This window comes from Virgibacillus sp. GM2-2 (assembly GCF_055329585.1).
In genome coordinates this window covers 400,021-413,034 of sequence record NZ_JBUZWC010000001.1, presented here as the reverse complement: position 1 = coordinate 413,034, position 13,014 = coordinate 400,021, and the positions used below count along the sequence as shown (strand labels likewise).

The following is a 13,014-nucleotide window of genomic DNA, read 5'->3' as shown; positions in this document are numbered from 1 at the left end:
CATGTTGGGACATAACTAGTCCTATCAATTGAAATGAGGAACAGTGATCTATATGAGCTCCGGAAATATACGTAGACTCCTGCGGGAGGAATGGCATAGGTGAGACCCCGGAGTGCGTCTAGTAAGGAAGGCCGACTAAAACCGTCCTTTGCGGACAACGTCGGAATACCTCTTGCCGGGGCAAGGAGGCTCACCAGCCACCCGCGGAAAGCGAAGTATATTTTCGGAGCGGCTTTTTACACCATTTTATAGTATAGTTTGGATTCTTTTGATAAAATTACTTTTATTCCAACCTCAATTTAGTTACTCGGATTAATTCCTAACGTCTGGTAAGGAACGTGAATTTTAAATGCAAGATTATTTTCTTCTAAATTAAAATGCACGATGCTTACTTTAAAATTACTGCGAATATCCATGTTGGTTACAGCAACATAGATTTCTTCTTCCTTCGGGTTAACGGTAACCCATTCAGGCATTGGTAAATACTTTTTCATATACTCCATTATCTTTTGATTAGGGAGCTCTAGTAATCCAAGCGAAATAGATTTCTGCTTTAGAATTACGTCGCCATTTTCCTGTACTTTGGGTTCAAAATGAACAGAAAGTGGAATCGTCGTCGAGAATACAGGAAGTTCACCAATTAAATGTACATCGTCCTTTAATATAATACTATAGTGATGGCTAGAATTATCTAGTAATTTATCCAGATAGGCATTTACTAAATCATTTAAATTTTGTTTTGATGTTCGTACAATAAATTGTGAGCTTTTTTGTTCATCAACTTCCTCTACAGAAGGAATAGTTGAGCTGGAAACTGGCCAGAAAATTAATAGTATAATACCTAGTAAAAATAAAAAGTTTGCTGTGAGCAAGATATAAAAATATTTCTTCCACTTAGACTTCACTTGTTTGTCACGTCTTTTCATAGCTGCCCACCTTTCGCTTACTTCTTTGTAACGTATTTCCGCAATTCTTTACGATATACGCCACTATAAAATTATAGCCGCTGTTACGCAAAAATAATCATCAAAAATAAATTTATCGCTTAATAAAAATCAAAATCGCTTCTTTTTACATCAAACGTATATTTCAATCTTCATGCAAGTATTCAAGAACTCTTTCCGCAATTCGGTGGTACCCTTTATAGTTCGGGTGAAAATTATCGTGCCAGAACAAATCCACAGTTGTATCACTGAATAAATCGATCGTTGGTATAAATGTTGCGTTGTCATATTTCTCTGTTACTTTTTTTCCCGTTTCGTTCCAATTCTCAACGATTAATCCTAACTCTTTAATTTTAGGAAAATATCTTCCAAACGGGTCATAAAAACCTAGTAAATACACTTCTGTATTCGGATTTATGGCATAAATTTTTTCGAATATTTTTTTCAAACGATCTTCATACTCGACTCGCGCTTCTTGAAAGTCATCTAGCGTAATGTTTGCAAAGTTTTCTTTTAAAACCTGAATGATATCATTTGCTCCAATTGTAATCAGTACTATATCAGATTCGGAAATAGCCGTCTCAACTTTAGGGTCTTCGAGATATTTTAAGAGTTGGTCTGAGCGTCGACCACGCTTTCCGAGGTTAGTAAATGTAACTTCTGTTTCATCTGTATTTAGTGCTTCTTTTAGCATGCCAACGTAACCACCGCCGCCAGTTTCATCACCAACACCTTGCGTAAGTGAATCACCAATGGCTACCACATGCGCTTCATTGTTTGAGAAAAATTCAATCGTTTCTTGAACTGCGCCTGTCACTAGGTTCTTTACTTTTCCAGTTACATTTTCTTCGTCTTCAGCTTCAGCATTTTCAGATTGTGAATCTTCCTCATTTGATTTTTCTTCTTCTGTTTTTTTATCAACAGGATCTATTTTTTCTTCAATTTTCGCTTTCTTAATTGCCTTTTCAATTGGTGAATTTATATTTGTCACAATTAAAAAAATCGACAGTCCTACTAAAAGAATGGATATAGAAATGATCGTTATTTTTTTCTTCATGATGTATCACCTATGGTCATAAATTTTCTCTCTTATTATAGGATATTTGTCTCCCCTTATCCTATATACCCATTTTCTTCGGAACTATCACCTGTCTAAACATTGCGTTTACGTTTAGAAGGCCTCCGATGTGCTGATCCCATATAAATGATCAAAGCAATCCAAATTAACGAAAAGGATACGAGGTGTGATGAAGAAAATGTCTCATCGTAGACAAATACACCTAAAACTAACATGATGGTTGGTGCAATATATTGTAAAAACCCTACCATTGAAAGTGGGATTTTTTTTGCACCGCTTGCAAATAATAATAATGGAATTGCCGTTGCGATTCCAGCCCCAATTAAAAATAAATTTGTATCTGAGAATAGATCATTTTGAATAAATACATTTTCTGTAAAAATAGGTACATAAATAAGTGCTAATGGTGTGACAATCATCGTCTCAATAGCGAGACCGAACATAGCTCCTACATCAACCATTTTTTTCAAAAGTCCATAGAAACCAAAGCTAAACGCAAGTAGAAGTGAAACCCATGGAAATACACCGTAGCTTACGGTTAAGTAAGTTACACCGATGCCTGCTAGAATAAATGATACTAGTTGTCGTCGTGTCAAAGATTCGTTCAGTACAATGATGCCAAGTAAAATACTAACTAGAGGATTAATATAATAGCCAAGACTTGCTTGAATGACATGATCACTATTGACAGCCCAAATATATGTAAGCCAATTCAAACTAATCATTACGGATGCAAGGGAAATTCCAATCAGTTTCTGTTTATCCTTAATAATTAGTTTGCATTCCTTGATAAATAATCGCCATTTACGTGAAAATAGTATAACCAAGACCATAAATAAAAATGACCAAATTATGCGGTGTGCTAATATTTCACCTGCTGGAACCTCTTGAATAAGCTTCCAATACATCGGAAGGAATCCCCAAAGTAAATAAGCACTTGCTGTATAAATAATTCCGATCTTTTCTTCTGATTGTTCCATCCTTAACACTTCCAATCTATCTAACTAGCATTGATTAGTAAGTGACTGTCCGCTGCGGAAATCAACGGTCGGAGTACTTACATCGAAGCTTACTTCTTTCGTTTCAACAACATCGATTTTTTTAAACATAGCCATAAATAAGATAAGTTTAGAGTTTTATAAACAAAAAAGCAATCCTCGCGTACTATATAATAATGTAAGAAAACGCTTTCAAAACAGTCGGTAATGCTCTATGATAGAAATAGAGATACTTGAAAATCTTATGGGGGAGAAAAAAATGACAACAAATTCGAAGCGTTTTGAGACAACAGTCATACATGAGGGATATGACGCAAAGGACATGTTAGGTAGTTTAGCTACACCACTTTTTCAGACTTCTACATTTACATTCGATACGGCAGAACAAGGTGAGCGCAGGTTTGCTGGTGAAGAAGAGGGATACATTTATTCAAGGCTAGGTAATCCAACTGTAGCGGTGTTAGAAGAGCGTATTGCTGCATTGGAAAAAGGTGAACGGGGATTAGCATTTGGTTCAGGTATGGCAGCTGTTTCAGCCGTGTTACTTGCCCTAACAAAAGCAAACGACCATATTTTATGTTCATCAGGATTATACGGATGTACATTTGGTTTACTAACGATGATGAAGGAAAAATATAATATTTCGCACGACTTTTCTGGAATGGAATCTGAAGAGGCAATTCGTCATCTTATTCGTCCAGAGACGACGTGTATTTACGTAGAAACTCCAATCAATCCTACTATGAAACTAATTGATCTAGAAATGGTTGCACGCGTAGCAAAAGAATACGACATTCCTGTGGTGGTAGACAATACGTTTTCGTCACCATATTTACAACAGCCACTCGAACTTGGCTGCGATGTTGTTCTTCATAGTGCAACAAAATATATTGGTGGACATGGTGATGTAGTGGCTGGCCTAGTAGTTGGCAAAAAAGAATTTCTCGATTCTGTTGCGATGACAACACAGAAGGATATTGGGGGAATTATATCACCATTTGATGCATGGCTTTTACTAAGAGGATTAAAAACATTGCCGGTGCGATTAGACCGCCATTCTGATAATGCAGAGAAGATTTTTGAAAAACTAAAAACCCATCCTGCTGTAGATGAAGTTTTCTACCCGAGTGATAAGGATCATCGCAATTACTCGATTTATACAAAACAAATGAAGCGTGGTGGAGGACTCATATCGTTTACGATTAAGGGCTCCAAACAGGATGCACAGGCTCTTTTAAATAAGCTATCGTTTATTAAAATTGCTGTTAGTCTTGGAGACGCTGAAACCCTTATTCAGCATCCTGCAACGATGACACATGCAGTTATACCAGAGGAATCTCGTAAAGAAATGGGTATTACTGACCAACTCATTCGTCTTTCTGCAGGACTTGAAGCCTGGGAAGATATCTGGGCTGATCTAGAACAGGCACTAAACCAACTTCAAGGCCGTCTGTCCCAAGGTTCTAGTGTTCCGACAATGGATTCTGTTTGATCCGTATCGATAGCATGGAGAACACCTGTGGATATTTCGTCGTGTGTTAGCCAACGGGAAAATGAACCTTCCATAATAAATCCTAAATAAACACGTCTGTACAAGCAATTTGTGGGTACAGGCGTGTTTTCTTTTTCAAAAAATCGGGAACTACCTTGAACATGAAACAGGCGCCATGGTTTCGTACTATTCATTTTTTCAACTTCATCTATAACTGACTTCAATGCATGTGGTGCTGACTCGTGAATCCAGCTCACAACTAAATCGGGTGCTCCATTTTCTTGAAAGTTTTTCTTTAATTCTTCACGAAACTTTTCATCCTGATGGTAATCAACTTCGATTGAATGAATGTGATTTGGTTTTTTACTTGAATCTTTTAGGCGTTTATGTCGTATAGTATTACGACCGATAACTGAGACATAATAATGATAGTCATGAACAAGTGTATGACAGACGTTGATAAGCATTCCTGTGCCACCGATTATAAGTGCGTGCTTCATTTTTATTCCACCTTTTTAATTTTCTGGCTGCGGTTCTAGAGCCTATATTGCTGTCGCTAAACAGTCCCCTTCGCTTTTCTAATTACATAGTAACTTGTTCTTTAGAAATATGCTATATTATGGATATTACGAAAAGATTCTATTTAGAGAGGAGTGAACTGCCTTGGAACTAACGGTACTTATGCCTTATTTTCTAGCATTCATCATTATATCTAACATCGGACTCGCATTAACCATTATCTTTTTGGAACGAAAGGATGCCACTTCAACATGGGCATGGCTAATGGTACTATTATTTATTCCAATTGCAGGCTTCTTCCTTTATCTAATTTTTGGGAAAAAAATTAGTAATAAACGAATATTTACGTGGGAAACCAAGAGTAAATTAGGGGTGAAGCGTTCGGTACAATCACAGCTTCGAGCGATAGAAGAGGATACATTTGTTTTCAAGCATCAAGAGCTTAAAGAATATAAAGATTTGTACTATATGCATTTACGAAATAATGATGCGATTTTTACACAAGATAATAAGGTAGATATTTATACCGACGGTGAGAAAAAATTTAAAGCACTGATGCAAGACTTACAAAAGGCAACTGACCATATTCATTTGCTTTATTACATTATTCGGTATGATGGACTAGGAAAACAAATTGCTGATATCTTAGTAAAGAAAGCAAACGAAGGTGTGGAAGTACGCGTTTTATACGATGATATGGGATCACGTACTTTAAATAGGAAGTTTATTAAACGAATTCGTCATGCTGGAGGGGAAGTAGAGGCATTTTTCCCACCAAAAATCCCTAAAATTAATATGAAAATTAATTTCCGTAACCATCGTAAGCTTGCAATCATAGATGGGAAAATAGGTTACATAGGCGGATTCAACATAGGCGATGAATATTTGGGGAAAAATAAAATCTTCGGTTATTGGCGTGACACGCATTTACGCGTAATTGGTGATGCGGTTCATCATATGCAGACCCGTTTCATCTTAGATTGGAATCAAGCCTCCCGTCATGATATTTTATACGACGATAGGTTTTATGCTGCAGTGCCCGCGGGAGATGTTGGTATGCAGATTGTAACGAGTGGACCAGATTCGGAATGGCAACAAATCAAAAATGGGTATATTAAAATGATATCATCGGCTAAGAAGTATATTTATATCCAAACACCGTATTTCATTCCAGATGAAAGTCTAGCTGATGCATTGCGGATAGCATGCCTATCAGGTATCGATGTGAAAATTATGATACCAAATAAACCAGATCACCCCTTTGTCTATTGGGCAACACTGTCTTACATCGGTGACCTATTAAAGGCGGGGGCAGATGTGTATATTTATCAAAATGGGTTTCTACACGCCAAAACTATTATTGTCGATGGGAAAATAGCTTCAGTTGGGACAGCTAATATTGATGTGCGAAGTTTTCGGTTAAACTTTGAAGGTAATGCATTTTTATATGACAGTGCAACTACTGGTGAACTCGTTGAAAGTTTCATGGAGGATATTAGTCTATCTACACAAATGACCAAAAAGTTATATGAAAAACGTTCGCTAGGTATTCGCTTTAAGGAGTCTATTTCACGTCTTCTCTCACCAATTTTATAAACTACAGGAGGAAATTTAAATGGAAACTAGAACATGCCGCAATTCATTAACAGTTAAAACGTCACACGTACTACCACCAGACACGAATACACATGGAACATTATTTGGTGGAAAGCTAATGGCGCATATTGACGACGTAGCGGCTATTGCAGCAGCTCGTCATGCTAGAGAAACGGTTGTTACAGCATCCACTGACTCTGTTGACTTTCTCGCACCAGTGAAAGAAGGAGATTCCATCTGTGTCGAAGCATTTGTGACTTGGACACACAACACATCGATGGAAGTTTTTGTGAAAGCTGTAACGGAGAATTTACTAACTGGAGAACGGATGGTTTGTACAACTGCATTTTTAACATTTGTGGCCGTTAATGCGAACGGTAAACCAATTCCAGTTGTATCAGTGGTCCCAGAAACTGATTTTGAAAAGGAACTTCATGAAAAGGCTCCAATTCGTGCAAAACATCGGAAGGAACGTCGTGCAAACTCGAAACAGCTTTCAGCTATATCGGGTACGAGTTTTCCTTGGGATCATGCGTAAAGTGTAAAAGAAATCCGCCTCCATTAAGGAAGCGGATTTTCATTTGCATTTATCATCAATATAAGTACACGAAGATTTCAACAAAAAAGCATAATATAGTAGACAGATTTGTTTTTGTTACTTTCGATTCGATTATGTAACTTTTACGTAAATATGATAAAATGACAAAAGTCACTTAAAGGTGGATTAAGAGTGATTGTAGACGGGTATACAAAATGAAAGTACTTATTAATTTATATTTGCACTATATTAACACAGTGGTAGTGCAACGATGACTTTAGCTGCTATAGCTTGGTAAATAAGTCATCGTTATATAAAACACGCGGAGGGAAGACATAATATGAGTTTCATCGAAAACATTGTAGATTGGGTTAACGGCCTATTGTGGGATTATTTACTAATCTTCGTGCTAATCGGGCTAGGACTGTGGTTTACAATCAAAACTAAGTTTGTACAATTTCGTTATCTCCCAGAAATGTTTCGAGTTTTATTTGATAAACGAACAATTAGTGCTGAAGGAAAAAAGGGAACTTCATCATTCCAGGCATTTGCAATTAGTGCAGCATCCCGTGTCGGCACAGGTAACCTTGCAGGGGTAGCTTCTGCGGTTGCAATCGGTGGACCTGGTGCGATTTTTTGGATGTGGGTAATTGCACTCCTAGGGTCAGCAACAGCATTTGTTGAGAGTACACTTGCGCAGGTATACAAAATACCTGAGAAAGACCAATATCGTGGTGGTCCGGCGTATTACATGGAAAAAGGCTTAAAGAAACGCTGGCTTGGAATCCTTTTTGCGATAACGATTACATTTACGTACGGACTTGTATTTAATTCCGTGCAGTCCAATACAATTAGTTTAGCGTTTGCTAATGAATTTGATTTTAGTAAAAACATAATGGCAGTAGTTCTTGTTATTTTAACGGCTATGGTTATTTTCGGAGGATTAAAATCCATTGCGAATGTAACACAATACATAGTTCCGATTATGGCAATTCTATACATTTTTCTTGCAATCTACGTATTAATTGTGAACATTGCCGCTGTGCCTGATCTGATTTCATTAATTTTCGCCAACGCATTTGGTATTCGGGAAGTTGCTGGTGGTGGATTTGGTGCCGCAATTTCAATGGGTATTAAACGCGGATTATTCTCGAACGAAGCTGGTATGGGTAGTGCTCCAAACGCTGCGGCCACTGCAGAGGTTACGCACCCGGCCAAGCAGGGATTAATTCAAGCACTAGGTGTATTTTTTGATACCATTCTTATTTGTAGTGCAACTGGCTTTATTATTACATCTGCAGGAAACTATGCTGGAACAGATTTAGATGGAATTCAGCTAACACAGCAAGCATTCCAATTCCACATTGGTGACTGGGCATCAATCTTTATCGCTGTAGCTATTTTCTTATTTGCATATAGCTCGATTCTTGGAAATTACTATTACGGTGAAAATAACATTGGATATATCAAGGAAAGTAAGGTTGGCTTGTTTATTTATCGTATCGCAGTGCTTGCAATGGTCATCTTTGGTGCAATTGCAACATTCGACTTAGTATGGGCACTTGCAGACATGTCGATGGCAATTATGGCGTTAATCAACTTGTATGCTATTACGAAATTGTACAAAATTGCGGAACCTGTTTTAAAAGATTATCAGCGTCAACGTAAAGAAGGAAAAGATCCTGTGTTTTACCGTGATGTATTAGATAATCAAGATGGAATCGAATTCTGGGACCGCAAAACAGCAAAGCATGAAAGAGACTAAAATGAAAAGCTAGCCACTAAATAGTGAGAGAAAACCTAATTAGCTAACGCCCAGAGAGCGGATTCTCTGGGCGTTAGCTTTTGTGGCTTCTGAAGATATGATTTGTTTTGAAGGAAACCTACGAAGTAGTCAATCCCCGGGACAGAATCTGCTCAGTACGCGGACACAGAATCCGTTATTTTTACTTTTTGGACCTGTTTTATGGGTTATGAGGACACAGGATTCTTTATTTACGTAAAAACACCATGAGATCACTATTATTTCACTTCATAAGGAATCGTGTGTCCACAAACAGAAGCATTTGCCTCAATTTTGTACGAATAACGAATCTAGTGTCCGCTTATTACATTCGCTTTTATCAGGAAATCAAAAATCAATTTAAAGCACATTAAAATAATTCCACATTTAAAAAAAGAAATTGCATGCAGTCAAGTTTAATAGGGGGTTCTTCATTTCACTAAAAGTATCTACACTAGAATGGTTGCAAAACTACAGGAAAACGCTTACAATTAATTGTAAGAACGTTTCAGAATATTGAGGTGCTTTCAATGAAAAGCAACAAAAAACAATTACATCAATTAAATTTTTCAAAGAGGCTCGGTTTTTAACCGCAGCCTCTTTTTACGTTTATTGCTTTATCATGGTAAAGCAATGCGATAAGGGAGGAGTATTATGGTAATTTTAACTGGAAAGACATTATCGTTTGATGAATTAAAACGTGTAGTTTTTGACAACGAGAAAGTCAAATTGGCAAATGAAACGTGCATTGCGATTGAAGCTAATCGGGAAACTGTTGATCAGCTTATCGTGGATAAAAAAACAATGTATGGCATTAACACAGGATTTGGAAAGTTTAGTGATGTTGTTATCAATGATACGGATCTAGAGGATCTACAATTAAACCTTATTCATTCCCATGCATGTGGGGTGGGTGACCCGTTTTCTGAGCCAATTACTCGAGCGATGCTTCTTCTACGAGCAAATGCTTTGTCCCAAGGGTATTCCGGTGTAAGGCTTGTATTGGTAAAACAACTTTTAAAGCTTTTAAATGCTAGGATTCATCCGATTGTTCCCCAACAAGGTTCACTTGGAGCAAGCGGGGATCTCGCGCCACTCTCACATCTTGCGCTTGGGTTGATGGGAGAAGGGCAAGTTATGTATCGTGGTGAAAAAATAGATGCGATTACCGCACTCACAAAGGAAGGAATTGAACCCCTAACATTAAAGGCAAAAGAAGGTCTTGCATTAATTAACGGGACACAAGCTATGACTGCGGTTGGTGTAGTGACTTATTTAGAGGCTGAGAAATTGCTTCATCAAAGCGAGTTAACTGCAGCGATGACAATAGAAGGATTACAAGGAATTATTGATGCTTTTGATGGCGATTTACATGCTGCCCGAGGACACCAAGAGCAGATGGATGTGGCGGAGCGAATTCGAGCGATATTAGACGATAGTAAGCTAACGACAAAACAAGGTGAACTTCGTGTGCAGGACGCTTATTCACTACGGTGTATTCCGCAAGTTCTCGGAGCTTGCTGGCAGTCCGTAAACTATGCAAAGGAAAAGCTGTTAGTAGAAATGAACGCTGTAACGGATAACCCGTTAATTTTTTCCGATCAAAATAAGGTGATTTCTGGTGGGAATTTCCACGGTGAACCAATAGCATTTGCGATGGATTTTATGAAACTTGGAATCGCGGAGACTGCGAATATGGCAGAGCGCCGGATTGAACGCCTTGTAAACCCACAATTAAATGATTTACCAGCGTTCCTAAGCCCGAACCCAGGGCTTGAATCCGGAGCAATGATTATGCAATATAGTGCAGCGTCGCTCGTTTCAGAAAATAAAACACTTGCGCATCCAGCGAGTGTCGACTCTATTCCATCATCTGCTAATCAAGAGGACCATGTCAGTATGGGGACAATCGCAGCAAGGCATGCGATGCAAATGCTAGAAAATGCGCGACATGTGGTGGCGATTGAATTGATTTGTGCGATGCAAGCTGTGGAATACCGAGGTATCAATCAAATGAGCGCGGTGACAAAGGAGTTTTATGAAAAGGCAAGAAAGGTTGTTCCAAGCATTACAGCTGATCGTATTTTTGCAACAGACATTACAAATCTAGCAAATTGGTTGAAAGATAATACAGATTCATATGTTAAGAAAAGCGGAAGCGACTGTTCAGCTTCGTACAAATAGATAGGCAGGTGAAAAGTAGGGTGTACTATCCCTACGTTCATCCTGACTACCTATTTGCTAGTCGCTAGGAGCTGTAGCTAGACAAAGAAAAGCGGAAGCGACTGTTCAGCGACGTACAAATAGATAGGCAGGTGAAAAGTAGACGTACTATCCCTACGTTCATCCTGACTACCTATTTGCTAGCCGCAGAGACGTATTCAAATAAAGCTACAAGGAGGAATTTTTCATGAATAAAGTTGATGTTCGTGCAAAAAAAGGAATGGAACTTGAGTGTAAGGGTTGGGAACAGGAAGCGGCATTACGCATGCTGTATAACAATTTAGATCCAGAGGTTGCAGAAAACCCAGAAGAGCTTGTTGTATATGGTGGAATTGGTAAAGCTGCACGTAACTGGGATGCTTTTCATGCAATTGTTAAAACACTTCAGAACTTAGAAAATGACGAAACGATGCTCATTCAATCTGGAAAACCAGTTGGAGTGTTCAAAACACATAAGCACGCACCTCGAGTGTTGTTATCTAATTCTGTTTTAGTACCAGAATGGGCGAATTGGGATCATTTTCATGAACTAGATCAAAAAGGATTAATGATGTATGGCCAAATGACGGCAGGTAGTTGGATTTACATCGGAACACAAGGAATTTTACAAGGAACGTATGAAACGTTTTCTTCACTTGCGAAAAAACATTACGATGGATCGTTAAAAGGGACTATTACATTAACTGCCGGTCTTGGTGGCATGGGTGGTGCTCAACCACTTGCGGTCACAATGAATGAGGGAGTTGTCATTGCAGTTGAAGTGGATAAGAGTCGCATTGAAAAACGTCTCAAAACCAAGTATTGTGATGTGATGACGGAAAGCATTGATGAAGCGATAGCGATGGCGAAGGAAGCGAAAGAGGCTGGTAAGCCATTATCAATTGCGCTTCTTGGAAATGCGGCAGAGGTTCATCATGAACTATTAAATCGTGACATTAAAATTGACATTGTGACAGACCAAACTTCTGCTCACGATCCATTGAATGGATATGTACCAGTCGGATTTACCATTGAAGAAGCAGAAGTTTTACGAAAAAACGATCCTGCTGCCTATACGGTTAAATCAAAAGCAAGCATGGCTAAACATGTAGAGGCAATGCTTTTACACAAGGATAAAGGTTCAATTGTATTTGACTATGGAAACAACATTCGTCAGGTAGCACTTGATGAAGGTGTGGAAAAAGCATTTGATTTCCCTGGCTTCGTTCCAGCGTATATCCGTCCGCTATTCTGTGAAGGTAAAGGACCATTCCGTTGGGCAGCTTTGTCAGGTGATCCAGAAGATATTTATCGTACAGATCAGTTAATTAAGGAACTTTTCCCAGAAAATGAAGCGCTAATTCGTTGGATTGATATGGCTCAGGACCAAATCGCATTCCAAGGGTTGCCTTCTCGTATTTGCTGGTTAGGCTATGGCGAGCGCGTGAAAATGGGTCTTGCGATCAACGAACTTGTTCGAAAAGGCGAATTGAAAGCACCAGTTGTAATTGGTCGTGATCATTTGGATTGCGGATCTGTTGCTTCACCGAACCGAGAAACAGAGGGAATGAAAGATGGCAGTGATGCAGTAGGCGACTGGGCAGTATTGAATGCACTAATTAACACTGCTGCTGGTGGTTCATGGATTTCCTTCCATCATGGTGGCGGTGTAGGCATGGGCTACTCGTTACACGCTGGAATGGTTGCGGTTGCGGATGGTACAGATTTAGCACATGAACGATTAGAGCGCGTACTGACGACTGACCCTGGGATGGGCATTATTCGTCATGCGGATGCAGGCTATGATTCAGCTATCGATTTTGCTGAAGAAAATAACATAACAATCCCAACTAAGAAATAGAAA

Annotated in this window: 10 protein-coding genes; 6 read left to right on the top strand and 4 right to left on the bottom strand. The window is 38.7% G+C overall.

What is annotated here, in order from left to right; genetic code table 11:
• Positions 1-299: 299 nt before the first annotated feature.
• The 3 genes from ACY9Z2_RS01800 to rarD form a co-directional block, all read right to left on the bottom strand.
• Positions 300-926, bottom strand: coding sequence for a YpmS family protein (locus tag ACY9Z2_RS01800; RefSeq protein ID WP_463607885.1), 627 nt, complete (start codon positions 924-926; stop codon positions 300-302).
• A 163-nt stretch (positions 927-1,089) separates the two neighbouring features.
• Positions 1,090-2,001, bottom strand: a complete 912-nt coding sequence (locus ACY9Z2_RS01795; protein WP_463607884.1) for a GDSL-type esterase/lipase family protein — start codon at positions 1,999-2,001, stop codon at positions 1,090-1,092.
• Positions 2,002-2,096: 95 nt separating this feature from the next.
• Positions 2,097-3,002: an EamA family transporter RarD gene (gene rarD / locus ACY9Z2_RS01790; RefSeq protein ID WP_463607883.1), complete on the bottom strand. Its 906-nt coding sequence runs from the start codon at positions 3,000-3,002 to the stop codon at positions 2,097-2,099.
• A gap of 277 nt (positions 3,003-3,279) precedes the next feature.
• On the opposite strand from rarD, the gene megL reads away from it, so the two are divergent.
• Complete coding sequence (gene megL, locus ACY9Z2_RS01785; RefSeq protein ID WP_463607882.1) at positions 3,280-4,512, top strand: methionine gamma-lyase; 1,233 nt, start codon at positions 3,280-3,282, stop codon at positions 4,510-4,512.
• On the opposite strand, the gene ACY9Z2_RS01780 is transcribed toward megL, so the two are convergent.
• Positions 4,461-5,012: a Rossmann-fold NAD(P)-binding domain-containing protein gene (locus tag ACY9Z2_RS01780; RefSeq protein WP_463607881.1), complete on the bottom strand. Its 552-nt coding sequence runs from the start codon at positions 5,010-5,012 to the stop codon at positions 4,461-4,463. The genes megL and ACY9Z2_RS01780 overlap by 52 nt on opposite strands.
• Positions 5,013-5,193: 181 nt before the next feature.
• Between ACY9Z2_RS01780 and cls the strand changes: the two genes are divergently transcribed.
• From cls to hutU, 5 genes are all read left to right on the top strand, one after another.
• On the top strand, positions 5,194-6,627 hold the full coding sequence (cls, locus tag ACY9Z2_RS01775; protein ID WP_463608270.1) for a cardiolipin synthase: 1,434 nt from the start codon (positions 5,194-5,196) through the stop codon (positions 6,625-6,627).
• A gap of 19 nt (positions 6,628-6,646) precedes the next feature.
• Positions 6,647-7,165: an acyl-CoA thioesterase gene (locus ACY9Z2_RS01770; RefSeq protein ID WP_463607880.1), complete on the top strand. Its 519-nt coding sequence runs from the start codon at positions 6,647-6,649 to the stop codon at positions 7,163-7,165.
• Positions 7,166-7,505: 340 nt separating this feature from the next.
• A complete protein-coding gene (locus ACY9Z2_RS01765; RefSeq protein WP_463607879.1) occupies positions 7,506-8,930 on the top strand; it encodes an alanine/glycine:cation symporter family protein in 1,425 nt (474 codons plus the stop codon).
• A gap of 672 nt (positions 8,931-9,602) precedes the next feature.
• The gene (hutH, locus tag ACY9Z2_RS01760) at positions 9,603-11,132 is read left to right on the top strand and encodes a histidine ammonia-lyase (RefSeq protein ID WP_463607878.1); all 1,530 of its coding nucleotides are present in this window, start codon (positions 9,603-9,605) and stop codon (positions 11,130-11,132) included.
• A 226-nt stretch (positions 11,133-11,358) separates the two neighbouring features.
• Entirely contained in the window at positions 11,359-13,011 is a 1,653-nt protein-coding gene (gene hutU / locus ACY9Z2_RS01755) for a urocanate hydratase (protein WP_463607877.1), read from the top strand.
• The last annotated feature ends 3 nt before the right edge of the window (positions 13,012-13,014 follow it).

Coding starts and splice junctions, on each gene's coding strand:
- megL (WP_463607882.1), top strand. CDS start 3,280: ATGACAACAAATTCGAAGCGTTTTGAGACAACAGTCATACATGAGGGA.
- rarD (WP_463607883.1), bottom strand. CDS start 3,002: ATGGAACAATCAGAAGAAAAGATCGGAATTATTTATACAGCAAGTGCT.
- hutH (WP_463607878.1), top strand. CDS start 9,603: ATGGTAATTTTAACTGGAAAGACATTATCGTTTGATGAATTAAAACGT.
- ACY9Z2_RS01770 (WP_463607880.1), top strand. CDS start 6,647: ATGGAAACTAGAACATGCCGCAATTCATTAACAGTTAAAACGTCACAC.
- cls (WP_463608270.1), top strand. CDS start 5,194: ATGCCTTATTTTCTAGCATTCATCATTATATCTAACATCGGACTCGCA.
- hutU (WP_463607877.1), top strand. CDS start 11,359: ATGAATAAAGTTGATGTTCGTGCAAAAAAAGGAATGGAACTTGAGTGT.
- ACY9Z2_RS01780 (WP_463607881.1), bottom strand. CDS start 5,012: ATGAAGCACGCACTTATAATCGGTGGCACAGGAATGCTTATCAACGTC.
- ACY9Z2_RS01800 (WP_463607885.1), bottom strand. CDS start 926: ATGAAAAGACGTGACAAACAAGTGAAGTCTAAGTGGAAGAAATATTTT.
- ACY9Z2_RS01795 (WP_463607884.1), bottom strand. CDS start 2,001: ATGAAGAAAAAAATAACGATCATTTCTATATCCATTCTTTTAGTAGGA.
- ACY9Z2_RS01765 (WP_463607879.1), top strand. CDS start 7,506: ATGAGTTTCATCGAAAACATTGTAGATTGGGTTAACGGCCTATTGTGG.